The 21,032-nt window shown below is 73.1% G+C and carries 21 protein-coding genes; 5 read left to right on the top strand and 16 right to left on the bottom strand.

Going from position 1 to position 21,032, the window contains the following annotated elements; all coding sequences use genetic code 11:
• Positions 1-111: 111 nt before the first annotated feature.
• A complete protein-coding gene (locus tag AB0K03_RS08160) occupies positions 112-1,110 on the top strand; it encodes a GGDEF domain-containing protein (RefSeq protein ID WP_364682016.1) in 999 nt (332 codons plus the stop codon).
• Here the strand turns inward: AB0K03_RS08160 and AB0K03_RS08155 are convergent.
• The 3 genes from AB0K03_RS08155 to AB0K03_RS08145 form a co-directional block, all read right to left on the bottom strand.
• Positions 1,107-1,505, bottom strand: coding sequence for an NUDIX domain-containing protein (locus AB0K03_RS08155; protein WP_364682014.1), 399 nt, complete (start codon positions 1,503-1,505; stop codon positions 1,107-1,109). The genes AB0K03_RS08160 and AB0K03_RS08155 overlap by 4 nt on opposite strands.
• A gap of 176 nt (positions 1,506-1,681) precedes the next feature.
• Positions 1,682-2,908 (bottom strand): GAF domain-containing SpoIIE family protein phosphatase, encoded by a 1,227-nt coding sequence (locus tag AB0K03_RS08150; protein ID WP_364682012.1) that lies wholly within the window; start codon positions 2,906-2,908, stop codon positions 1,682-1,684.
• Between the two features lie 26 nt (positions 2,909-2,934).
• Positions 2,935-3,789: a glycosyltransferase family 2 protein gene (locus AB0K03_RS08145; protein ID WP_364682011.1), complete on the bottom strand. Its 855-nt coding sequence runs from the start codon at positions 3,787-3,789 to the stop codon at positions 2,935-2,937.
• 106 nt (positions 3,790-3,895) lie between these two features.
• Between AB0K03_RS08145 and AB0K03_RS08140 the strand changes: the two genes are divergently transcribed.
• On the top strand, positions 3,896-4,831 hold the full coding sequence (locus AB0K03_RS08140; RefSeq protein WP_364682009.1) for an alpha/beta fold hydrolase: 936 nt from the start codon (positions 3,896-3,898) through the stop codon (positions 4,829-4,831).
• Here the strand turns inward: AB0K03_RS08140 and AB0K03_RS08135 are convergent.
• From AB0K03_RS08135 to AB0K03_RS08095, 9 genes are read right to left on the bottom strand one after another with little or no spacing between them, the layout of a single operon-like run.
• On the bottom strand, positions 4,766-6,334 hold the full coding sequence (locus AB0K03_RS08135) for a long-chain fatty acid--CoA ligase (protein WP_364682007.1): 1,569 nt from the start codon (positions 6,332-6,334) through the stop codon (positions 4,766-4,768). The genes AB0K03_RS08140 and AB0K03_RS08135 overlap by 66 nt on opposite strands.
• Positions 6,331-6,786, bottom strand: coding sequence for a MaoC family dehydratase (locus tag AB0K03_RS08130; RefSeq protein ID WP_364682005.1), 456 nt, complete (start codon positions 6,784-6,786; stop codon positions 6,331-6,333). Before AB0K03_RS08130 ends, AB0K03_RS08135 begins: the two co-directional genes overlap by 4 nt.
• Positions 6,783-7,664: an amidohydrolase family protein gene (locus AB0K03_RS08125; protein ID WP_364682004.1), complete on the bottom strand. Its 882-nt coding sequence runs from the start codon at positions 7,662-7,664 to the stop codon at positions 6,783-6,785. Before AB0K03_RS08125 ends, AB0K03_RS08130 begins: the two co-directional genes overlap by 4 nt.
• Positions 7,665-8,576 carry an SDR family oxidoreductase gene (locus AB0K03_RS08120; protein ID WP_364682002.1) on the bottom strand — a complete coding sequence of 304 codons (912 nt, stop codon included), beginning with the start codon at positions 8,574-8,576 and terminating at the stop codon, positions 7,665-7,667.
• On the bottom strand, positions 8,573-9,523 hold the full coding sequence (locus AB0K03_RS08115) for a branched-chain amino acid ABC transporter permease (protein ID WP_364682000.1): 951 nt from the start codon (positions 9,521-9,523) through the stop codon (positions 8,573-8,575). The genes AB0K03_RS08120 and AB0K03_RS08115 overlap by 4 nt, the downstream gene beginning before the upstream one ends.
• Positions 9,520-10,380: a branched-chain amino acid ABC transporter permease gene (locus tag AB0K03_RS08110; protein WP_364681998.1), complete on the bottom strand. Its 861-nt coding sequence runs from the start codon at positions 10,378-10,380 to the stop codon at positions 9,520-9,522. The genes AB0K03_RS08115 and AB0K03_RS08110 overlap by 4 nt, the downstream gene beginning before the upstream one ends.
• The gene (locus AB0K03_RS08105; RefSeq protein ID WP_364681996.1) at positions 10,377-11,066 is read right to left on the bottom strand and encodes an ABC transporter ATP-binding protein; all 690 of its coding nucleotides are present in this window, start codon (positions 11,064-11,066) and stop codon (positions 10,377-10,379) included. Before AB0K03_RS08105 ends, AB0K03_RS08110 begins: the two co-directional genes overlap by 4 nt.
• Positions 11,063-11,839 carry an ABC transporter ATP-binding protein gene (locus tag AB0K03_RS08100; RefSeq protein WP_364681994.1) on the bottom strand — a complete coding sequence of 259 codons (777 nt, stop codon included), beginning with the start codon at positions 11,837-11,839 and terminating at the stop codon, positions 11,063-11,065. The genes AB0K03_RS08105 and AB0K03_RS08100 overlap by 4 nt, the downstream gene beginning before the upstream one ends.
• Complete coding sequence (locus AB0K03_RS08095; RefSeq protein WP_364681992.1) at positions 11,839-13,020, bottom strand: ABC transporter substrate-binding protein; 1,182 nt, start codon at positions 13,018-13,020, stop codon at positions 11,839-11,841. The genes AB0K03_RS08100 and AB0K03_RS08095 overlap by 1 nt, the downstream gene beginning before the upstream one ends.
• A 93-nt stretch (positions 13,021-13,113) precedes the next feature.
• Between AB0K03_RS08095 and AB0K03_RS08090 the strand changes: the two genes are divergently transcribed.
• A complete protein-coding gene (locus AB0K03_RS08090) occupies positions 13,114-13,929 on the top strand; it encodes a PaaX family transcriptional regulator C-terminal domain-containing protein (protein WP_364681990.1) in 816 nt (271 codons plus the stop codon).
• Between the two features lie 19 nt (positions 13,930-13,948).
• Here AB0K03_RS08090 and AB0K03_RS08085 read toward each other — a convergent pair whose 3' ends face one another.
• Positions 13,949-15,265 (bottom strand): PHB depolymerase family esterase, encoded by a 1,317-nt coding sequence (locus AB0K03_RS08085; RefSeq protein ID WP_364681988.1) that lies wholly within the window; start codon positions 15,263-15,265, stop codon positions 13,949-13,951.
• A gap of 261 nt (positions 15,266-15,526) precedes the next feature.
• Between AB0K03_RS08085 and AB0K03_RS08080 the strand changes: the two genes are divergently transcribed.
• Positions 15,527-16,465, top strand: a complete 939-nt coding sequence (locus AB0K03_RS08080) for a PaaX family transcriptional regulator C-terminal domain-containing protein (RefSeq protein WP_364681986.1) — start codon at positions 15,527-15,529, stop codon at positions 16,463-16,465.
• A 91-nt stretch (positions 16,466-16,556) separates the two neighbouring features.
• On the top strand, positions 16,557-18,461 hold the full coding sequence (locus AB0K03_RS08075; RefSeq protein ID WP_364681984.1) for an acyl-CoA dehydrogenase family protein: 1,905 nt from the start codon (positions 16,557-16,559) through the stop codon (positions 18,459-18,461).
• 10 nt (positions 18,462-18,471) lie between these two features.
• Here the strand turns inward: AB0K03_RS08075 and AB0K03_RS08070 are convergent, their stop codons facing one another.
• Genes AB0K03_RS08070 through AB0K03_RS08060 form a run of 3 tightly spaced genes read right to left on the bottom strand, consistent with a single transcriptional unit; the run spans position 18,472 to position 20,989 of the window.
• Positions 18,472-19,332 (bottom strand): fumarylacetoacetate hydrolase family protein, encoded by an 861-nt coding sequence (locus tag AB0K03_RS08070; protein ID WP_364681982.1) that lies wholly within the window; start codon positions 19,330-19,332, stop codon positions 18,472-18,474.
• A gap of 14 nt (positions 19,333-19,346) precedes the next feature.
• On the bottom strand, positions 19,347-20,222 hold the full coding sequence (locus tag AB0K03_RS08065; protein WP_364681981.1) for an SMP-30/gluconolactonase/LRE family protein: 876 nt from the start codon (positions 20,220-20,222) through the stop codon (positions 19,347-19,349).
• On the bottom strand, positions 20,219-20,989 hold the full coding sequence (locus AB0K03_RS08060; RefSeq protein WP_364681979.1) for an IclR family transcriptional regulator: 771 nt from the start codon (positions 20,987-20,989) through the stop codon (positions 20,219-20,221). Before AB0K03_RS08060 ends, AB0K03_RS08065 begins: the two co-directional genes overlap by 4 nt.
• Positions 20,990-21,032: the final 43 nt, after the last annotated feature.

Raw genomic sequence — 21,032 nt, 5'->3', positions numbered from 1 at the left:
GTAGCGGGGATCTCAGCGGTGAAAATGCTGTCTTCCCTTCGCGGGGCGGACCGGCGGCAGCTCGGCGGCGAAAATGCTGTCCCAGCGCGCCGCGCTGCCGATCATGCGGGCGTGGATCTGGTGGTGAAGCGCTGGAGCAGTGGCCGCGCCTGGCGGATCATGCTCAGTGGCGCGATGGGTGTCGCCGCGAACGCCATCGCGCTGGCGTATGTCGCGATGACGTGGGGCGGGCCGCATCGCGGTGCCATGGCGACGTTGTACGCGGCCGGCGCGCTGATCGGCGTCGTGGTCATCGCTGCCGCGCGGGCGCTCACCGCGGCCCGCGGCAATCGGCTGATCATGCTGGCGGTGGGTGTGGTGTCCACGGTCATCGTCGGCGTCGCCGCCGTGCTCGACGGTGGGGCCGGTTCTCCGGCGGCGCTCGGTTTCTTCGCTCCGAGCCTGCTTTTCGCGGTGACCTGCCCGCCCCGGGTGATGGTGGGGATGGAGGCGATGCTGATCGCCGTCTACGCCGCGGCCGCGTGGGCCGGTACGCCGCCGCGGCCCGGTTACATCTTCGTCAACCTGGGCGGCATGCTGGTCATCGTGGCGGTCTGCTCGCTGCAGGCGGCCATGGTCGCCGCCCAGCGGCGGCAGCTGCACCAACTCGCCCAGCTGGATCCGCTGACCGGGGCGCTCAACCGGCGCGGCATGGAGCAGAAGGCGCTTCCGCTGCTGGCGAGCGCGACCGCGGACCGCCCGGTGTCGGTGCTGTGCCTCGACTTCGACGACTTCAAGCTGATCAACGACACCCAGGGCCACGCGGCCGGCGATCAGCTGCTGCGCTGGGCGGTGCAGACCGCCCTGCTCACGCTGCCGATGGACGCGCTGGTCGCGCGTACCGGCGGTGACGAGTTCATCATCGTCCTGCCGGGGCATCCGGCTGACGCCGCGGCCGCGGCCGGCGATCGCCTGCGCAGCGCGCTGGCCGCGCGGGTCGGCGTCTCGTGCGGCGCGGGCACCGCCCCGGACGACGGCACGGACCTGGCCGCGCTGGTCGCGGTCGCCGACAAGCGACTGTACGGGGACAAGACCCGGCGCAGAGCGTCCCGTGGCGCCGTCACGGTCTAGTCGATCAGGTCGGCGGCCACCAGCTCGTCCAGCAGCAGCCGGATGGCCGGCGCGCACCGGTCCGTGTCCGCCGCGCCGAACCAGGCCAGCTCGGCGATCTCCGCGGCGGCCTTCGGCTCCCCGCCCGGGTCGCCGCCGATGAAGCAGGTGAGCCGCACCGCCGTGCCCGGTGGCCGGTTGTGCGCCGCGGCGACGATCTCGGTGAACGGCGCCGTCCCGGCCGGGTCGACGATCAGGCCGACCTCCTCGCGCACCTCGCGCACGGCCGCCGCGGCGTCGGTCTCTCCCGGCTCCGGCTTGCCGCCGGGCAGGTAGAAGGCATCCGAACCGTACGCCCGCACCACCAGCACCCGCCGGTCCCGCACACACACCCACGCCGCCGCCACCACGTCCACCCGGGCAGCCTAGAAACCCGCCGGGAAGAGCCCGGCGCCGACCCGGCGATCGAGGTCTCCCGACCGGCACGATGGGTCACGCCCGGCCCGCCGACGAAGACACCCCGCGACGGCACGGCGGCGAAACGCCCGGCAGCGAAAGCAAGGGCAACGGGGGGTGCCCGGCGACGGCGTCCCTACGGCGACGTCGACTCCCCGGCAGCGGCCGACCGGCGTACGGCGACGACGGCGATGTCGTCCGTGGCGGGCTCCTGGGCGATTTCCGACATCACCACGCTGCACACGCTGTGCGGGTCGTCGGCGTGCACGACGTTCACCAGCGCCTTGAGCCCCACGTCGATCACCTGGTCACGGCGTTCGACGAGCCCGTCGGTGTAGCCCAGCAGCAGTGACCCCGGCGGCAGGGCGACGTCGGTCGTGCACCGGCGCGGCGGGTGCCCGACACCCAGCGGCGCGTTGACGGGTACGTCCATCAGCACCGTGTTCCGGTCCGGTACGGCGAGCACCGGGGGCAGGTGACCGGCGCTGGACAGCCGGACGGTGCCGCGGTCGGGGGAGATCATCGCGTAGAGGGCGGTGGTCAGGCTCCCGGCCTCGAAGTGGCGCACCTTGCGGTCGAGCATCGTCAGCACCTGCGCCGGATCCTCGCTGACCAGGGCGTACGCGCGCAGCGCGCTGCGGACACGCCCCATGACCACCGCCGAGGCGAGCCCGTGCCCGGAGACGTCGCCGATGACCAGGCCCGTCCAGCCCGAGGGCAGACAGAACACGTCGTACCAGTCGCCGCCGACGCCGAACTCGTGGCCGGGCAGGTAGCGGGCGGACATGCTCAGGCCCGGGAGGTCCGGCAGCTGCGGCGGGAGCAGGCTGCGCTGCAGGGACAGGGCGGCCTGCTGCTCGGCCTTCGCGGAGCGGATGTGCCCGGCCACGCCCGCCCGGTCGGCGATCAGCTGCAGCAGGCTGATGTCGTCGGCGGTGAACCGGCGCGGCGTGAAGGAGCCGACGTGCAGCACGCCGACCACCTCGCCCGCGGCGAAGATCGGCACGCCGAGCAGCGACCGTACGCCGGTCTCCAGCAGGATCGGGTTGATCACGTTCGCCGGGGTCACGTCGGCCACGACGACCGGACGGCGGCTCGCCGCCACCCGGCCGGCGAAGCCCTCACCGACCGGGATGCGCACGCCTTGGCGTACCTCCGCCTCCAGGCCCTTGGCCGCGGTCGCGACGAGCTGCCGGGCGTGCGGGTCGAGCAGCAGGATCACGGCGGTGTCGGTGCCGAGCAGGGTGCGTGCCCGGATCAGCAGCTCGTCGAGCATCTCGGGTACGCCGAGCCGGGACAGGGCGACGTCGGTGACCGCCGCCATGCGGCGCAACAGCTCCGCAGATCCCGCCCCTTCATCCACAGGTGCGAGCGTAATGCCTGTACGACTCAGGCGGCGTAGGCAAGGGCGGCGGCCGGCGTACGCGGCGCCAGGGTGACGACCGGGGCGGCGGGACGGTAGTGGTCGTCCCGGCGGCGGCGGTAGATCACGAACGTGTCACGGATCGTCCGGATGATCGTGGAGCTGGTGACCGTGGAACCGGCGACGCGGGCCTCGAGGCGCACCGGGACGGCCTTGAGGTCGTCGATGCCCGCGGCGTCGGCCGCGACGAACAGCTCCAGGTCGAAGGCGAAGCGGCGCTCGCGCAGCCGGGGCAGCACGGCGGCCAGCACGTCGCGGCGCACGATCTTGCAGCCGGTCTGGGTGTCGCGCACGTCGAGCTGGAACAGCCGCGAGACGAGCGTGGAGTAGGAAACCGACACGAGCTTGCGGAAGCCGGTGGCCGCGCTCGCGGAGGCGGCGTGGCGCTTGTCGGCGTACACGAGGGCGTGGCCGCCGCGGCGCGCGACGGTCAGGTACTCGACCAGGTGCCGCGGGTCGATGTCGCCGTCGGCGTCGATGAAGCCGATCCACGCGCCGCGGGCGGTGGCGAAGCCCTGGTGCAGCGCGGCGCCCTTGCCCTGGTTGACCGGGTTGTCGATGACCCGGACGCCGGGCAGGCCGCCGAGGGTCTGCGCCGAGCCGTCGGTCGAGCCGTCGGAGACCGCGATGACCTCGTAGCCGACCTCGGCGTCGCGCAGGCAGGCGACCAGGGCCTCGACCGTACGGCGCAGCGCCGGGCCCGGGTTGTAGAAGGGCACGACCACGGACAGCTCGACGCCGTCGGCGGCACGGCCCCACAGGCGGGACATGTCGTGCAGGGCCGGGGCGGTGGCGGGGATGAGCTCCAGGGTCGCGTTCATGCCCCTGGAGATCGGGCGGCTACCTCAAGGCAACCTCTGGCCGTTCTCAAACCCGGGGCAAGGAATCGCCGGCGGTATCCTCAGACCGCATCCCTGGGGAGGTGCGATGAGGCTGAACCGATGGCGGGCGGTCCGGGCGGTGACCGCCGTGGCGGCGCTCATGGTGATGGTGGCGTGCGGCTCGGCGGACAATCCCCGGCCGTCCGCGTCCCCGCCGGCGCTGCCTGCGAGCGGCACCGGCACGGTGGAGATCGGCGGGCGGCAGGTCACCGTGCACGTCCCGGCCTCCTACGACCGGGCCCGTCCCGCGGCCCTGGTCGTCGGGTTGCACGGCTACACCTCCGACGCGAAGGAGCTGGAGTCGTACCTGCGGCTGACTCCCGAGTCGGACCGGCGGGGGTTCGTCTACGCGTACCCGGACGGCTCGGAAGACGATCGGGGTGAGCGTTTCTGGAACGCCACCGACGCGTGCTGTTCCTTCTCCGATCCGAAACCCGACGACTCGGCTTACCTCAGCGGCCTCATCACCACGCTGCAGGAGGCGTACCGGCTCGACCGGGGCCGGGTCTACCTGATCGGGCACTCGAACGGCGGCTTCATGGCGTTCCGGATGGCCTGCGACCACGCCGACCAGGTCACCGCGATCGTCTCGCTCAACGGCGCGAGCTGGAGCGACCCGGCCCGGTGCCGGCCGTCCGGGCCGGTGAGCGTGCTCGCCATCCACAGCAGCACCGACGAGACCGTCGCGTTCACCGGCGGGGACATCGACGGCAACGCGTACCCGTCGGCGGACGCCACGGTCGCCCAGTGGCTGCGTTTGGACCACTGCGCCACCACGGGCCGCGACGCCCCGAAGCTCGACCTCGTCACGAACCTCCCGGCCGCCGAGACGTCGGTACGGAGCTACACCGAAGGCTGCGCGGACAGGTCGGTTGTCCAGGCCTGGACGATCGACGGCGGCACGCACGTACCGCAGCTAGGGCCCGGTTTCGCCCCGGCCGTGACCGGCTTCCTGTTCTCCCGGGCCCGGCCCGCCCGGTAGCCGCCCGCCCGGCCGGCGCCGGAGCTCGGCCTTGCGCACCTTCCCGGAGCCGGTGCGCGGAAGCGCCGGTACGACGTCGACGTAGACGGGGATCTTGTATTTCGCGAGCCGGGGCGTGAGGAAGGCGCGCACGGAGTCGCCGTCCAGCGCCGCGCCGGGCACCGGGACGACGAACGCCCGGCCCACCTCGCCCCACGCCGGGTCGGGCACCCCGACGACGGCGGCCTCGGACACGGCCGGATGCTCGAAGATCACGGACTCCACCTCGGCCGGGTAGACGTTCTCGCCGCCGGAGATGTACATGTCCTTGAGCCGGTCGACGATGTGCAGATGGCCGTCGGCGTCGACGCGCGCGATGTCACCGGAGCGGAACCATCCGTCGGCGGTGAAGGCGTCCTCGGTGGCCCGGGCGTCGTTCCAGTAGCCGGGTGTCACGTTCGGTCCGCGGACCAGCACCTCGCCGGGTTCGCCGGGCGGGGCGTCGCTCAGGTCAGGCCGGACACAGCGCACGCCGGCGAAGAAGACCGGCAGTCCGGCGGAGCCGATGTGCGTACGGCTCTCGCGTGCCTCCAGGAAGGTCGCGCCCGGGGCGGTCTCCGTCATCCCGTACCCCTGGCAGAACGTCAGCCCCCGGTCCTGGTACGCGAGGATGAGGGACTCGGGCACCGGGGCGCCGCCGGACATCACGCTTCGCAGCGATGAGAGGTCCGTCCCGGGCCAGCGCGGCGACTGCGCCAGGCCCGCGAACATCGCCGTCACGCCGAACATCCAGGTGATCCCGTGCCGGGGGATCAGCCGCAGCGCCTCGTCGGCGTCCCAGGACGGCATCAGCACGCTGCAACCCCCCTTCAGGAAGGTCGGCAGCAGGCACTGGTTGAGCGCGGCGACGTGGAACAGGGGAGCGCCGATCAGCGTCACCTCGTCGCTGGTCACATCCACCCCGGCGAGCAGGTTGTAGCAGTTCCAGAAGACGTTGGCATGGGTGAGGACGGCGCCCTTCGGCCGGCCGGTGGTGCCGGAGGTGTAGAGGATGAAGGCCGGATCGTCCATGCCGACGGCGATGTCGGGCGGCGCCGGCTCACCCGCGGCATCGAGCCATCTCTCGTACGCGTCGCCGACCTCGACGACCGTGCCGGGCCGGGCGGAGAACGCGCTGCCGGGCGCGTGGACCAGCGCGACCGTGCCGCTGTGCCGCAGCATGTAGTCGACCTCGGGCGCGGCGAGCCGGAAGTTCAGCGGCACGAAGATCCCGCCGAGCAGGTGGGTGGCGAACATCGTCTCGACGAAGGCCGGATGATTCGGCCCGAGATAGGCGATCCGGTCACCCGGCTGCACGCCGCCGTCCCGCAGCCGCGCGGCCAGCCGGGCGACCCGGCCGGCCAGCCCGGCGTAGGTGACGACGCGGTCCCCGAAGACCAGCGCGTCGCGGCCGGGGGACATCGCCGCCCGCCGGGCCGGCCAGGAGCCCAGACCGGCGTTGCGCACCGGTACGCCCGCGGTCATGCGTAATAGCGGTAGACGGCACGGGCGACGCAGGCGGGCTTGGTCCCGCCGTCGACCTCCACGGTGAGGTCCACCAGCAGCTGGACGCCGTTGCCCCCGACCGGCTTCGTCTCGGCCACGGACGCCGCGAGCCGGATCTTCGAGCCCACCCGCACCGGGCTGGGGAACCGTACCCGTTCCAGGCCGTAGTTGACGCCCATCGCGACGCCCCGGATCTCCAGCAGCGAGCTGAACAGCGGGATCACCAGCGACAGGGTGAGATAGCCGTGCGCGATGGTGCCGCCGAACGGGCCGTCCTTCGCGCGTTCCGGGTCGACGTGGATCCACTGGTGGTCGCCGGTGGCGTCGGCGAACCGGTTCACCCGGTCCTGGGTGATCTCCAGCCAGTCGCTGCGGCCCAGGTCCCGGCCGGCCAGCGCGATGACCTCCGGCAGCCCGTCAACGGTGATCACGATGCGTCCTCCTTGTCCAGGCCCAGCAGGCGGGCGGCGTTGTCCTTGAGAATCTTCGGCCGGACCGCCGGCTTGAGATCGAGCTCGGCGAAGTCGGCGAGCCACCGGTCCGGGGTGATGACCGGGTAGTCGGAGCCGAACAGCACCTTGTCCTGCAGCAGCGAGTCGGCGTAGCGAACCAGCTGCGGCGGGAAGTACTTCGGCGACCAGCCGGACAGGTCGATGTACACGTGCGGCTTGTGCGTGGCCACCGCCAGCGCCTCGTCCTGCCACGGGAAGGACGGGTGGGCCAGGATGATGCGCAGGTCGGGGAAGTCGGCGGCCACGTCGTCCACCAGCATCGGATGCGAGTACCGCAGCCGGATCCCGCCGCCGCCGCGCACGCCGGCGCCGATCCCGGTCTGCCCGGTGTGGAACAGCGCGGGCACGCCCAGCTCCTCGATCGCCTCGTACAGCGGGTACGCCATCCGGTCGTCCGGCGCGAACCCCTGCAGGCTCGGGTGGAACTTGAAGCCGCGTACGCCGTGCCCGGCGACCAGCCGGCGGGCCTCACGCACCCCCGCCCGCCCCTTGAACGGGTCGACGCTGGCGAACGGGATCAGCACGTCCGGGTGGGCCGCGCAGCCCTCGGCGACCTCCTCGTTGCTGATCCGCCGGTGCCCGGTGGCGTGCTCGGCGTCGACGGTGAAGACCACCGCCGCCATGGCGCGCTCGCGGTAGTACCGCGCGATCTCGTCGATCGTCGGCTGCCGGTGGCCCTGCGCCCCGAAGTACGCCGCGGACGCGACCATCAGCTCCGGGGCGAGCGAGGGGTGCCCGTCCCGGCCGACCTCGGCGTGCGTGTGCACGTCGATCGCGGTCAACGACCTGACGTCCATCTAGGCCTCCGGGCCCTTCGGCGCCGGGATGCCGTACGGCTCCGGTTCGGCGCCGATGCCGTCCGGCCATGCCGCGGCGATCGCCTCGGCGCTCCAGCCGCCGTCCCGGAACGCGACTGCCTTCTCGTACGGGTGCCCCCAGAGCGTGAGCCGGTCGCCGCCGACGCCGATCGCCTGCCCGGTGACGTCCTTCGCCGCGTCCGAGGCGAGGAAGACGATCAGGCCGGCGGCGTCGCCGGGGGTGCCCAGCCCTTCGTCGCGGCGCATCCACCCGGGCAGCGGCGCGCCGGTGCGCTCGGACTCCTCGATCGCCGGGGCGAAGGCGGGGATGGTCTTGGTCATCTCGGTGGCGGCGACCGGCACGACCGCGTTCACCGTGATGTCGCTGCGGGCGAGCTCGAGTGCCCACGTACGGGCCATCGCCGCGATGCCGGCCTTGGCGGCCGCGTAGTTGGTCTGCCCGAAGTTCCCGCGCTGACCGGCCGGCGACGAGATCAGGATGAGCCGGCCGCCCTGGCCCTGCGCCCGCATCCGGACGGCGGCCGCCCGGGCACAGGTGAAGGTGCCGCGCAGGTGCACCCGGACGACCTCGTCGAAGTCCTCGTCGGTCATCTTCCACAACACCCGGTCGCGCAGCACGCCGGCGTTGGTGACCAGCACGTCGAGCCGGCCGAACCGGTCGATCGCGGCGTCGGCGAGGGCCTCGGCCGTCTCGCGGCCGCCGACGCGGGCGGCCACCCCCGTGGCCCGGCCGCCCGCGCCGGCGATCCGCGCCACCGCCGCGTCCACGGCCGCGGGGTCCAGATCGTTGACCACCACGGCCGCGCCGGCCGCGGCGAGCGCCTCGGCGTACGCGAGACCCAGCCCGCGTCCGCTGCCGGTCACGATCGCCACCTTGTCGTCGAGTCTCATGACGGGTCCTTCCGTGCGACGGTCAGCGTCGGGACGATGCCCCGGGGCAGGTAGCGGACCACGGCGACGAGCAGCAGCGCGTAGACCGCGTAGGACAGCACGACGGGCGCGTAGCTCGGCATCCCGCCCTGCGTGCCGAGCTGGTTGAGCGCCTGGACCAGCAGGGTGAGGACCGCGGCGCCGGCCACCGGCCCGGTGATCGTGCCGAGCCCGCCCACCACGGCCATCACCACGAACTCGATCGAGAGCAGCAGCGGGAACGAGCCGGGCGCGAGGTAGCCGAGGTAGAAGGCGTAGACGCCGCCGGCCAGGCCGGCGAAGGCGGCGGAGAGCGCGAAGACGGCCAGGCGGTAGCCGCCCACCGGCACGCCGCCGGCCGCGGCCGCGATCTCGCTGCCGGCGGCCGCGCGCAGTCCCCGGCCGGCCCGCGAGTCCACGACGTTGCGGCTGATCAGCAGGACCAGGGCGAGCACGACCCAGGCGAGGTAGGCGTAGCCGAGATCGTCGCGCAGCGGGGTGCCCGCGAGGGTCAGCGGCGGGATGCCCTGCAGGCCGATCGCGCCGCCGGCCCAGGTGCCCTGCCCGAGCAGGGACAGCAGGATCAGGTGCACGGCGAGGGTGGCGAAGGCCAGGTGGTGCCCGCGGAGCCGCAGCAGCGGCGCTCCGATCAGGACGGCGGCGAGCGCCGCCACGACGGGCGCGGCGAGCAGGCCGATCAGGGTGGGTACGCCGTGCACGGCGGAGAGGCCGGCGGCGTACGCCCCGATCGCGTAGAACGCCGCCTGGCCGAGCGACACCTGACCGGCGTACCCCATCAGCAGCGACACGCCGGCGGTGACCGTGGCGGCCAGCAGGAGCAGCACGTACGTCGACAGCTGGCGTTCCGGCAGCAGCGGCGGCAGCGCCAGGCTCACCGCGGCGGCGCCCACGATCGGCCACGCCTTCATCGCACCGCCTCCCGGACCGAACCGGCGCGCAGCGCCTGCCCGACCATCACCGTGAGCATCACCAGCAGGGCGATCTCGAGCTGGAAGGCGCCGCCGCCGTAGCCCGCGATCAGGGTCTGCGCGACCCCGAGCAGCAGCCCGCCGGCGAGGGCGACAGCCGGGCGGGTCAGCCCGCCGAGCACCGCGGCGGCGAAGCCGTTGACGATCAGCGTCACGTCGCTGTCGAAGGTGACCTGCTGCACCGGCGTGACCAGCACGCCGGCCAGGCCGCCCAGGGCGCCGCCGAGCGCGAACGCGAGCAGGCCCATCCGGCGGACGTCGATGCCCACCACCCGGGCCGCGTACGGGTTCTGCGCGCACGCGGTCAGCGCCTTGCCCAGGTCGGTACGCCGGAAGAACGCGGTCAGCACGGCGAAGACCGGCAGCGTCACCGCGACGATCAGCAGGTAGTGCGTCTGGACCCGGGCCCCGCCCACGGTGGTGGCTCCGGGCAGGCCGGCGTACGAGCGGGGCTGGTCACCCCAGACGGTCACCTCGACGGCGTACGCGAGAACGCCCAGCCCGAGAGTGATGATCAGCGCCGTGCCCGGGTCGGTGCCCGGCCGGCCGATCGCCACCACGCCGACCACCAGCCCGGCGCCGGCCGCGACGAGCACCCCGGTCAGCTCGGCGAGCCCGTGCGGGAGCCCGGTGGCCAGCAGGGTGGAGGCGAGCATCGCGGCCACCACGGCGAACGCGCCCTGGGCCAGGTTCACCACCCGGGTCACCCGGTAGATCACCACCATGCCGCTGCCGACCAGCGCGAAACCGGCGCCGATGCCGAGCCCGGTGAGCAGGTAGCCGAGGAGGTCGCTCATCGCGGTTCCTCGGTCGTGACGTGGCCGCCCAGGTAGGCGGCGGTGACCCGGGGGTCGTGGGCGAGCCGGCCGGCGTCGCCGTGCAGCGCCACCCGGCCGGCCTCCAGCACGTACCCGCGGTGGCAGAGCCCGAGGGCCAGGCGGGCGTTCTGCTCGATCAGCAGCATCGCCAGCCCGCGGTCCTCGTGCAGCCGGCGCAGGTGACCGACCAGCACGTCGACGACCTTCGGGGCCAGGCCGAGGCTGAGCTCGTCGACGACCAGCACGTCCGGCCGGGCCATCAGCGCGCGGCCGATCGCCACCATCTGCTGCTGGCCGCCGGACAGCGTGCCGGCCGCGCGGTGGCGCACCGCGGTGAGCTCCGGCATCAGCTCGTACACCGGCCCGGTGGCGCGTCCCGCGCGGCCGTTGCGCCAGCCGCCCAGCCGCAGGTTGTCGTCGACGCTGAGCCCGGCGAACACCTCCCGGCCCTCGGGCACCTGGGCCAGCCTCCCGTGCACGACGACCCGGCCCGCGGCCGGCCGGACCAGGCCGGACAGCGCCCGGACCAGGGTGGTCTTGCCCGCGCCGTTCGCGCCGATCAGCGCGACCAGCTCGTGCTCGCCGACGGTCAGGTCGACGCCGTCCAGCGCGGTGGCCCCGGAGTAGCGCACGACCAGCCCGTGGGCCTCGACCACGGCGCTCACGCGGGGCTCCCGGCGCCCAGGTACGCGTCCACCACGACCGGATCGGCGCGCACGTCGGCGGGGCTGCCCTCGGCGATGATCCGGCCCAGGTCGAGCACGGTGATCCGGTCGGCGAGCCGCATGACGAACCCGACGTCGTGCTCGACCAGCAGCATGGTCAGGCCCTCCGCGCGCAGCTCGGCCAGCAGCGCCGACAGCCGCTCGCGCTCGGCCGCGCGCAACCCGGACGCCGGTTCGTCCAGCAGCAGCAGCCGGGGCCGTCCGCACAGCGCCCGGGCCAGCTGCAGAGCCCGCTGCTGGCCCAGCGGCAGTGCCTCGGCCGGCCGGTCGGCCCATCCGGCCAGCCCGGTGCGCGCCAGACACTCCCGGGCCCGCTCCCGGATGATCCGCTCCTCGCGGTGGTGGGCGGGCAGCCGCAGGGCCGCGGCCAGGAACCCGGCCCCGGTCGTGCCGTGCGCGCCGACCATCACGTTCTCCAGCGCGGTCATCCCGGGGAAGACCCGGGCCGCCTGGAACACCACGCCGACGCCGAGCCGGGCCCGGCGGTCCGCGCTGAGCCGGTCGATCCGGGCGCCGTCCAGCCACACGGTGCCGGCGTCGGCCCGCAGCTGACCGCCGATCAGGGCGAACAGCGTCGACTTGCCGGCCCCGTTCGGCCCGATCAGCCCGCGCAGCTCGCCCGGCTCGAGGCCCAGGCCGACGTCCCGGACGGCGTAGACGCCGCCGAACGCCCGGCTCGCCGCGGAGACGCCGAGGGCGGCGCCTCGGGCCATCAGCGGCCGCCCAGCGTGGCGAGTTTCGTCTTCGTGTAGTCGGTCGGCACGAACGCCCCGGACCGCACGGTGTTGATCGCGATGTAGTCGGCGGTCAGCCCGCTGTGGTCGGCCGCCGAGTAGCGGTAGGTGCCGTTCGGCGTGGTCAGCGTGAGCCCTTCGAGCGCGTCGCGGACCTTCGCCCGGTCGGTCCCGCCGGCCTTCTCGACCGCGGCGGCCAGCAGCTTCACCCCGCTCCAGCCGTCCTGGGCGAACTGCGGCGGCGGGTAGCCGTACTTGGCCCGGAAGGCGGTGGAGAGCTCCTCGATCGCGGTCTTCTGCGCGCCGGCCGGCAGCGCGTCGCCGACCACGCCGATCGAGCTGGCCACGACGGCGCCCTCGGCCGCGGGGCCGGCCGGGTCCAGGAACAGCTTGCTGGCCTGGGCGCCGGTGAGGATCAGCGGGATCTTCAGGCCGCTCGCCGCGTACTGCTTGGTGAGGGCGACGGCGGGCGCGCCGGTGGCCCAGACCATCAGCGCCTGCGCGGAGGAGGAGCGTACGTGGGTGAAGACCGCGCCGAACTCCGTGGCGGTGGTCTGGAACTGCTCGATCGGGTCGAGCGTCACGCCGTACTGCGCGGACTTCTCCTGCAGGCCCTTGAAGCCCGCCACCGCGTAACTGCTCTTGGTGTCGTACGCGACGGCGAGCCGGGTGACCCTGGTGGCCTGCAGGTATCGCAGGGCCGCCTCGGCGTACGTGCCGGAGGTCGCCGGGACCACGAAAACGTACGGGTGCACCGGTCGCACCTGCTCGTCGGCCGGCGTGAGCGAGAGGTACGGGACCTGTTCCCGGTCGACCAGCGGAATGGTCGCCAGGGCGGAGTTGGAGAACGGTGAGCCGATGATCGCGTCGGAGTCGCCCTTGAGCTCGTTGAAGGCCAGCACGGCCTGGTCGGGCAGGCTCTTGTCGTCGCGCACGGTCAGCTCGATCCGCCGCCCGCCGATGCCGCCGGCGTTGTTGAGCTGCTCGACCGCCAGCGCGACCGACTTCTGGTTCTCCGTGCCGAGCGGGGAGTAGTTCCCGGTCAGCGAGACGATCTGGCCGACCCGGATGGAATCGTCCGAGGTGGAGTCGTTGCCGTCACCGCAGCCGGCCGCGGTGACGAGAAGGAGGGCGACGAGGACGGTCGTGGATCTGCGCACGGGTACCTCCTCAGCGAGGGGTTCTGCCGTTACAGGAAGGTAAAGTTAGGCGCGTCCGTCACGACCGTCAATATTCTGCCTAACATTCTTCTCATGCCGCCAACGGAACCCGCGGGGCCCCGCCCGCAGACCCTGTTGCTGATGTTGTTCGGTGACTACCTGCTCGACCGGGACCTGTGCGTGTTCTCCGGGAGCGTGATCGACGTGTGTGACCGGCTGGGCATCTCGGAGCACGCCGCACGGTCCACTCTGACCCGGATGGCCGGCCGGGACCTGTTGCGCCGCCGGCGCGACGGCCGCCGCATGTACTTCGGACTCACCGAGCGGTCCACGGCGCTGCTGCGCGACGGCCGCGACCGGATCTGGCGGGCCGGCGCGGTCAACGACGACTGGGACGGCAGCTGGACGCTGCTGAGCTTCTCGCTGCCCGACTCCTGGCAGCGCCAGCGCCACGACCTGCGCTCACAGCTGGCCTGGGCCGGGTTCGGACCGCTGCAGGGCGGGTTGTGGATCGCACCGGGCGAGGTGGCCGCCGACCACATCGTCAGCAGCCTCGGCCTGGACGCGCACGCCCGCATCTTTCACGCCCGGGCCGGATCGCGCACCGACATCGGCGTCATGGTGGGCGATGCGTACGACCTGCCCGCGCTCGCCGCGGCCTACACCGGTTTCCTGACCCGCTGGGAGGGTCCGCCACCGCTGAGCGACCCCCTCGCGGCCCGCCTCACGCTGATCGCGGAGTGGCTGCACGCGATCCGGCGCGATCCCCGCCTGCCGGTCGAGCACCTGCCGCCGGACTGGCCCGCGGTGCGGGCGCAGAAGCGGTTCCGCGAGCTCGAGACGGCGTACCGGGAGCCGGCCCGGGCCGTCGCGGACGGCCTGTTGGACCTGCTCCCGGCGACCGCCTGACCGGCCGGGGCCGGGGGGATCAGGTGGTGCTGCAGGTGCTGCCGTTCAGCGCGAAGTCCGACGGCGTACCCGTATTACCGGTGTGGCTCGCCTGGAACCCGATGCTCACCGAGCCGTTCGCCGGGATCGCGCCGTTGTAGCTCGCGTTCCTGGCGGTAACCCGGCCGGAGGCCGGCGAGTAGGTCGCGTTCCAGCCCGAGGTGATCGACTGCCCGCCCGGCAGGGTGAAGGCCAGCGACCAGCCGTTCACCGCCGAGGCGCCGGTGTTCGTGATTGTCAGGCTCGCGGTGAGCCCGGTGTTCCAGGCGTTCATCGTGGCGGTCACCCGGCACGAGCCCGAGGCCGGCGGGTTCGAGGGCGGGTTCGACGGCGGGTTCGACGGCGGCGTCGACGGGGGAGTGACCGGGCTGTCAAGACCGAAGAACGCGATCGCGTACGCGGCCATGCCGGCGCTCGGCAGGCTGTGCCCCGCTCCCTGGATGCTGTACGCCTCGACCTGGGTGCCGGAGGCGTCGGCGTACCGGCGGCGGTTCCAGCCGGCCTGCGGTTGGTCGGACGACGTGGGGGTCTGGCTCAGCCGGAAGACGTCGGTCCACTGCTCGATCTCCTCCTGCAACAGCGAGTACGGCACGAGCGTGTCGCTCGTCCCGTGCCACAGCTGCATGCGCGGGCGCTGGCCGGTGTAGCCCGGGTACGCCTGCCGCACCAGGTCGCCCCACTGCTGCGGGGTGCGGTCCATGCTGCCGCCGGTGCACTTGCTGCTGCCGGGCGGGTAGTCGGCGGCGTTGGCGAAGCAGCCGAAGGGCACGCCCATGAACGCCGCGCCCGCCTTGAACACATCGGGGTACAGGGCGAGCATCTCGTTGGTCATCATCCCGCCGGACGAGCTGCCGGTCGCGTAGACCCGGTTCGGGTCGCCGGCGTACTGGCGTTCGGCGTACGTGATCATGGAGACGATCGACACGGGATCGCTGCCGCCGCCGCGCCGCTTGGCGGCGTCGGACCAGGTGTCGAAGCAGTTGCCGAAGCCGGCCTGCTGGGTGGCGGTGGGATAGACGACGAGGAAGCCGTACCGGTCGGCCAGCGAGGCGAACTCGCTGCCGGAGTAGAAGCCCGGCCCCGAGCCGCCGCACCCGTGCATGGCGACCACGATGGCCGGTCGGGCGGGACGAGAGTCCGGGACGTAGATGTGCATCCGCATGCCGCCGGGGTTGTCGCCGAAGCTGGTGACCTCGGTCAGCGCGGCGGCGAACGCGGGCCGGGCCGCGGGCACGGCCAGCCCGGCGAGGGCCAGCGCGGTGGCGGCGGCGAGCAGCAGCTTTCTTCTGATCTTCATCGCCTTGCTCCTTGGGTTGCCCGCACGCAGGCGGGGACGACCGGCCGCGCGATGGACGGCGCGGACGGCGTCGGCTGGGACAGCGCGGAGAGGAGTACGCGGGGGGCCTGCGGCTCCCGGGCAGGCCGAGTCGCCGGTACGCGGGCATGCCCTGGTGCCGCGCGCCGGAGGTCGTACTCGTGTGACAGTTAGTCTTCCCCCGGGGATGCGAACTGTCAATCAATGACTATCGATGTTGATGGACCCGCTAGGGTCGTAGCGGTGACCGGCCCGTACGACATCGGCGAGATCTTTCCCGAGGAGCTGTCCGAACCGGTACGGCTGCCCCGCCGGCAGAGCGGCAACTCGCCGCAGGGCCTAGCGGTCACCCTGCTGGCGGACTACACCCTGCGGCACCGCGCGTGGCTGCCCTCCCGGGCCGTGGTGGCGCTGCTCGCGGAGGCGGGTGTCACCCCGGCCGGGGCTCGGACGGCGATCAGCCGCCTCGCCCGGCGCGGGGTGATCGAGGGCCGCCGCGAGGGCCGGCGCAGCTCGTACCGGCTGACCGCCGGGGCCGCCACCTTCCTGGCCGTCGGCGCCGGCGCGATCCTCACGCCCGCCGAGGCGCAGCCATGGGACGAGCAGTGGACGCTCATCGCCTTCTCGCTGCCGCAAGAGGAGGGCACGCTCCGGCGCGGATTGCGCAGTCAGCTGCGGTGGATGGGGTACGCGCCGCTGTACGACGGCCTCTGGATCTCCCCGCGCGACCTCGACGTGAAGGCCCGGGCGCGGCTCGCCGACCTCACCCTCGGCACCTTGACCGTCTTCCGCGCCCGGCACGTCGAGCTGGACGCGGCGACCCGGCGCAATCCGATCGACGCCTGGGACATCGCGGGGATCGCCCGGCAGTACGAGGCCTTCGTCGAACGGTGGAGCCCGGCGCCGCCCGGGACGCTCGGCGGGGCCGAGGCGGTCCGGGCCCGCACCGAGGTCATGAACACCTATCGGCGGCTGCCGGTTCTCGACCCGCAGCTCCCGGCCCGGCTCCTGCCGCCGGGCTGGCTGCGCGAGCCCGCCCGCGAGCTGTTCACCACCGTCTACGACGGCCTGGCCGGGGCCGCGGAGGACCACGTCCGCGCGGTGGCCGCCCGCTACTGCGGTGCCCCGGTCGCCGGCATCCGGGCCCACACCGTCGCCGACTTGGCGGCCGGCCTGCGCTGACCGGGAGCCGCCGGAAGGCTACCGCCGGGTAGGACTCCTGAGTAGCGTGGCTTGCAGGGCTCCAGCCGTACTCGGATTGAGGGGGTAGGCCGTGACCACGACGCAGCGCAAGCCGGCTCACGTCTCGGAGAAGCAGGCGCGGCAGGTCGCCGAGGCCGCCCGCGAGTCCGAGTGGCGCAAGCCGAGCTTCGGCAAGGAGTTGTTCCTCGGGCGGTTCCGGCTGGACCTGATCGATCCGTGGCCCGCCGCCGAGCCCCGTCCCGACGCCGACGAGTTCCTCGCGCGGCTGGACGCGTACGTCCGCTCGGAGGTCGACGGCGCGCGCATCGAGCGGGAGGCCCGCATCCCCGACGAGGTGTTCCAGGGCCTGGCCCGGCTCGGGGCGTTCGGCATGAAGATCGACAAGGAGTACGGCGGCCTCGGGCTGTCCAATCTCCACTACTGCAAGGCGCTGACCCTGGTGGGTTCGGCCAACCCGTCCATCGGTGCGCTGCTGTCCGCCCACCAGTCGATCGGCGTGCCGCAGCCGCTCAAGACCTTCGGGACCGCCGAGCAGAAGAAGCAGTTCCTGCCCCGGCTGGCCGCGGGCGAGGTGTCCGCGTTCCTGCTGACCGAGCCGGACGTCGGGTCCGACCCGGCGCGGCTGGGCACCGTGGCGGAACCGGTCGAGGGCGGCTACCGGCTCAACGGGGTGAAGCTGTGGGCCACCAACGGCACTGTGGCCACGCTGCTCGTGGTGATGGCCCGGGTGCCGGAGAAGGGCGTCACCGCGTTCGTCGTGGAGGCCGACACGCCGGGCATCACGGTCGAGCGCCGCAACGAGTTCCTCGGCCTGCGCGGGCTGGAGAACAGCGTCACCCGCTTCCACGACGTGTTCGTGCCCGAGGAGAACGTCATCGGCGGCCTCGGCAAGGGCCTCAAGATCGCGCTGACCACGCTCAACACCGGCCGCCTGTCGCTGCCCGCGATGTGCGTCGGCGCGGGCAAGTGGTCGCTCAACGTGGCGCGCGAATGGTCGGCGGAGCGGGTGCAGTGGGGCCGCCCGGTCGGTCAGCACGAGGCGGTCGCCAAGAAGCTCGCGTTCATCGCAGCGACGACGTACGCGATGGAGTCCATGCTGGACCTCTGCTGCCTGATCGCCGACGACGACCGCAACGACATCCGCATCGAGGCCGCGCTGGTCAAGCTGTACGCCAGCGAGATGGCGTGGCAGGTCGGCGACGAGCTGATCCAGATCCGCGGCGGCCGCGGCTTCGAGAAGGCCGATTCGCTGGCCGCCCGCGGCGAGCGTCCGGCCGAGGCCGAGCAGATGCTGCGGGACCTGCGGATCAACCGCATCTTCGAGGGTTCCACGGAGATCATGCACCTGCTCATCGCGCGCGAGGCGGTCGACGCGCACCTGTCGGTCGCCGGCGACATCATCGACCCGGACGCGGGGCTCGGCAGGAAGGCCCGCGCCGGTGCGCGCGCCGGGGCCTTCTACGCCCGGTGGCTGCCGACCCTGGCCGTCGGGCGGGGCCAGGCGCCGACCGCGTACGGCGAATTCGGCCCGCTCGCGGCTCACCTGCGGTACGTCGAGCGCACCTCGCGCAAGCTGGCCCGCTCGACGTTCTACGCGATGTCGCGCTGGCAGGGCAAGCTCGAGCGCAAGCAGGGCTTCCTCGGCCGCATCGTCGACGTCGGCGCCGAGTTGTTCGCGATGTCGGCGGTGTGCGTCCGCGCCCACGCGCAGCGGCAGGACCGGCCCGAGGGCCTGGAGCTGGCCGATCTGTTCTGCCGCCAGGCGCGGATCCGGGCGGAGGCGTTGTTCGCCGGTCTCTGGGACAACACCGACTCGCTGGACGTGAAGGCGGCCAAGCGGCTCCTGGACGGGCGCTACGCCTTCCTCGAGGAGGGCATCGTCACCTCGCCGTCCGAGCTGCCGTGGGTGGCCGTACCGGTCGCGGGCGAGGCCACGGTGCAGGACGTGCGCCGGCGGATCCCGCCCTCCGCCTGATCCTCCCGGGTCATCGCGGCCCGACGACCTGCTGGCGGGCCCGGCCGAGACGGTCGATGCCGAGCTCCATCACGTCGCCGGGCTGCAGCCAGACGGGCGGCTTGTGCCCCATGCCGACGCCGGGCGGGGTGCCGGTGTTGATCAGGTCGCCGGGCTCGAGGACCAGGAACTGGCTCAGATGGTGCACGACGACGTACGGGTCGAAGATCATCGTCCGGGTGCTGCCGGTCTGCCGCCGTACGCCGTTGACGTCGAGCCACATGCCCAGGTCGCGGACGTCCGGGATCTCGTCCGGGGTGGCCAGCCACGGACCGGCCGGGTTGAACGTCTCGGCGGACTTGCCCTTGGACCACTGCCCGCCGCGCTCCATCTGGAAGGCGCGTTCGCTGACGTCGTTGACCAGCACGTAGCCGGCGATGGCGCCGGCGGCGTCGGCGGGGGAGCCGAGATAGGAGGTACGCCGGCCGATCACGATGCCCAGCTCCACCTCCCAGTCGGTCTTGGTGGCGCCACGGGGGATCCGGACGTCGTCGTTCGGGCCGACGAGCGTGTTCGGGCTCTTGGTGAACAGGATCGGCTCGTCCGGCACGGCCTGCCCGGTCTCGGCGGCGTGGTCGCTGAAGTTCAGGCCGATGCAGAGGATCTGGTGCGGCCGGGCGATCGGCGCGCCGATCCGCTGGGCGCCGAGCTCGCGCACGTCCCCGGCGGCGATCCGCCCGGCGACCGGCGCGGTCAGCGTGGCGGGCCCGCCGGCGGCGAAGAACGCCTCGTCGAAGTCGGTGACCAGATCGGACACGTCGACGTAGCGGGTGTCGTCGACGCGGACGGCCGGCTTCTCGGCGCCGAAGGCGCCGACACGCATGAGCAACACGAGGGCTCCAGGAGTCAGAGGTCGGGATTCCAGTACGCCGTGGGCAGCCCTTCGGCGCCGACGCGAGCGGTGAACAGCCGTCCGGAGTGGGGATGGCCGGCCGGGCCGGCCGCGGCGGTGGTGACGACGAGGACGTCCAGGTCCGGCCCGGCGAAGGCCACGCTGGTGTGGTTCGGGGCGTCGACGTGGACGGTGGCCAGCACGTCGCCCTGCGGGGTACGGCACTCCACCCGGCCACGGCCCCAGACCGCGATCCACAGGTTGCCGTCCGCGTCGGCGCACATGCCGTCGGGTAGGCCGTCGGTGATCCGGAATGCCTCCCGGCGGCCGCCGACGACGCCGGTGGAGGGTTGGTAGTCGCGGGCCCACACCGTGCCCGGTACGGAGTCGATGCTGTAGAGGGTGTCCCCGGCCGGGCTCCAGGCCAGCCCGTTGGAGAGCGTGAGGTCGTCGTCGAGGACGGTCAGGCCGCCGGGATCGAGGCGGACGAGGACCTCGGTCCCGGACCGCTGGCGCGGGTCGAGGCTGCCGACCAGGAAGCGGCCGGCCGGGTCGACCGCGCCGTCGTTGAGCCGTCCGGGGGCGCCGTGGGGCAGGACCCGGGCCAGTTCGGTCCGCGTACCGTCCGGCGCGACCCGGGTCAGCGTCTCGCGTTCGGCCACCAGCAGGTCACCGGAGGCGGCCACGGCCACCGCGCAGGCTTGCGCGTCGAATCGCCACGTACCGATCGCGGCGATCGTGCCGGTCACCGCGTCGAGCTCGCCCTGGTGGACGGCGTGGCCGTCGATGTCGACCCAGAGCAGCCGCTGCCGGCGGGGGTCCCAGAGCGGGCCCTCGCCGAGCTGGTAGACCCCGGCGCCGGCGGGCCGGGCGGTGTGCGTGCCGGTCACGGGTTCTCCGCCGGGTCGGCGACGATGGCCCGGATGGCGGGCAGGTCGTCGATGAGCTTCCCGAGCGGGGTGCGGTACGCCAGGCTGCTGATGCTGATCGCGCCGCTGGGCGCGAACGGTGAGGTCAAGAAGATGGGTACGGCGAGGCAGATGACGCCGGGCTCGTTCTCCTGGTCGTCGACGCCGTAGCCGCGCTCGCGGGTGCGGACCAGCTCGGCGTGCAGTTGCTCGGCGGTGCCGATCGAGTTCTCCGTGCGCCTGGTCAGGTCCTGGTCGCCGACCCAGTCGCGCACCTGCTGCTCGGTGTGCAGCGTGAAGGACAGCAGCATCTTGCCGACGGCGGTGCAGTGCGCCGGGTTGCGGCCGCCGACCACCGAGGTCAGGCGTACGGCGCCGGAGGTGGGGTCGAGCTTCGAGCGGTAGACCACGTCGCGGCCGTCGAGGCCGGCGTAGTGGACGGTCTCGCCGTACCGCGCGCAGAGCCGCTGGAGCACGGGCTGGACCCGGACGTGGTCCGGACGTGCCTCGTGGTGCGCGAACGCGAGCCGCAGGAACTCGTCGCCGAGCACGTAGCGGCCGTACCCGTCCTGCACGGCGAACCCGGCGCGCCGCAGCGATGCGAGCGCACGGTGGACGGTCGGCTTGGGGCTGGCCATGGCCCGCGCCATGTCGTCCAGCCCGATGCCCTGCGGGTGCTTCGCCAGCTCCGAGAGGACCGCCAGGACACGGTCGGAGCCGACGAGCTTGTCGGCGTCCGAGTCGGTCATGGTTCCGAATAATAGACCGCTGTTCCATCATTAGGAAAGCAGG

This window comes from Actinoplanes sp. NPDC049316, assembly GCF_040677315.1.
Taxonomy (GTDB): domain Bacteria; phylum Actinomycetota; class Actinomycetes; order Mycobacteriales; family Micromonosporaceae; genus Actinoplanes.
Note: the sequence above shows the minus strand (reverse complement) of the source record. Positions and strands in the feature narration are given on the sequence as shown.

Excerpts from the sequence above, each read along its gene's own strand:
- AB0K03_RS08145 (WP_364682011.1), bottom strand. The coding sequence starts at position 3,789 with ATGAACGCGACCCTGGAGCTCATCCCCGCCACCGCCCCGGCCCTGCAC.
- AB0K03_RS08140 (WP_364682009.1), top strand. The coding sequence starts at position 3,896 with ATGAGGCTGAACCGATGGCGGGCGGTCCGGGCGGTGACCGCCGTGGCG.
- AB0K03_RS08135 (WP_364682007.1), bottom strand. The coding sequence starts at position 6,334 with ATGACCGCGGGCGTACCGGTGCGCAACGCCGGTCTGGGCTCCTGGCCG.
- AB0K03_RS08125 (WP_364682004.1), bottom strand. The coding sequence starts at position 7,664 with ATGGACGTCAGGTCGTTGACCGCGATCGACGTGCACACGCACGCCGAG.
- AB0K03_RS08120 (WP_364682002.1), bottom strand. The coding sequence starts at position 8,576 with ATGAGACTCGACGACAAGGTGGCGATCGTGACCGGCAGCGGACGCGGG.
- AB0K03_RS08115 (WP_364682000.1), bottom strand. The coding sequence starts at position 9,523 with ATGAAGGCGTGGCCGATCGTGGGCGCCGCCGCGGTGAGCCTGGCGCTG.
- AB0K03_RS08110 (WP_364681998.1), bottom strand. The coding sequence starts at position 10,380 with ATGAGCGACCTCCTCGGCTACCTGCTCACCGGGCTCGGCATCGGCGCC.
- AB0K03_RS08100 (WP_364681994.1), bottom strand. The coding sequence starts at position 11,839 with ATGGCCCGAGGCGCCGCCCTCGGCGTCTCCGCGGCGAGCCGGGCGTTC.
- AB0K03_RS08090 (WP_364681990.1), top strand. The coding sequence starts at position 13,114 with ATGCCGCCAACGGAACCCGCGGGGCCCCGCCCGCAGACCCTGTTGCTG.
- AB0K03_RS08085 (WP_364681988.1), bottom strand. The coding sequence starts at position 15,265 with ATGAAGATCAGAAGAAAGCTGCTGCTCGCCGCCGCCACCGCGCTGGCC.
- AB0K03_RS08060 (WP_364681979.1), bottom strand. The coding sequence starts at position 20,989 with ATGACCGACTCGGACGCCGACAAGCTCGTCGGCTCCGACCGTGTCCTG.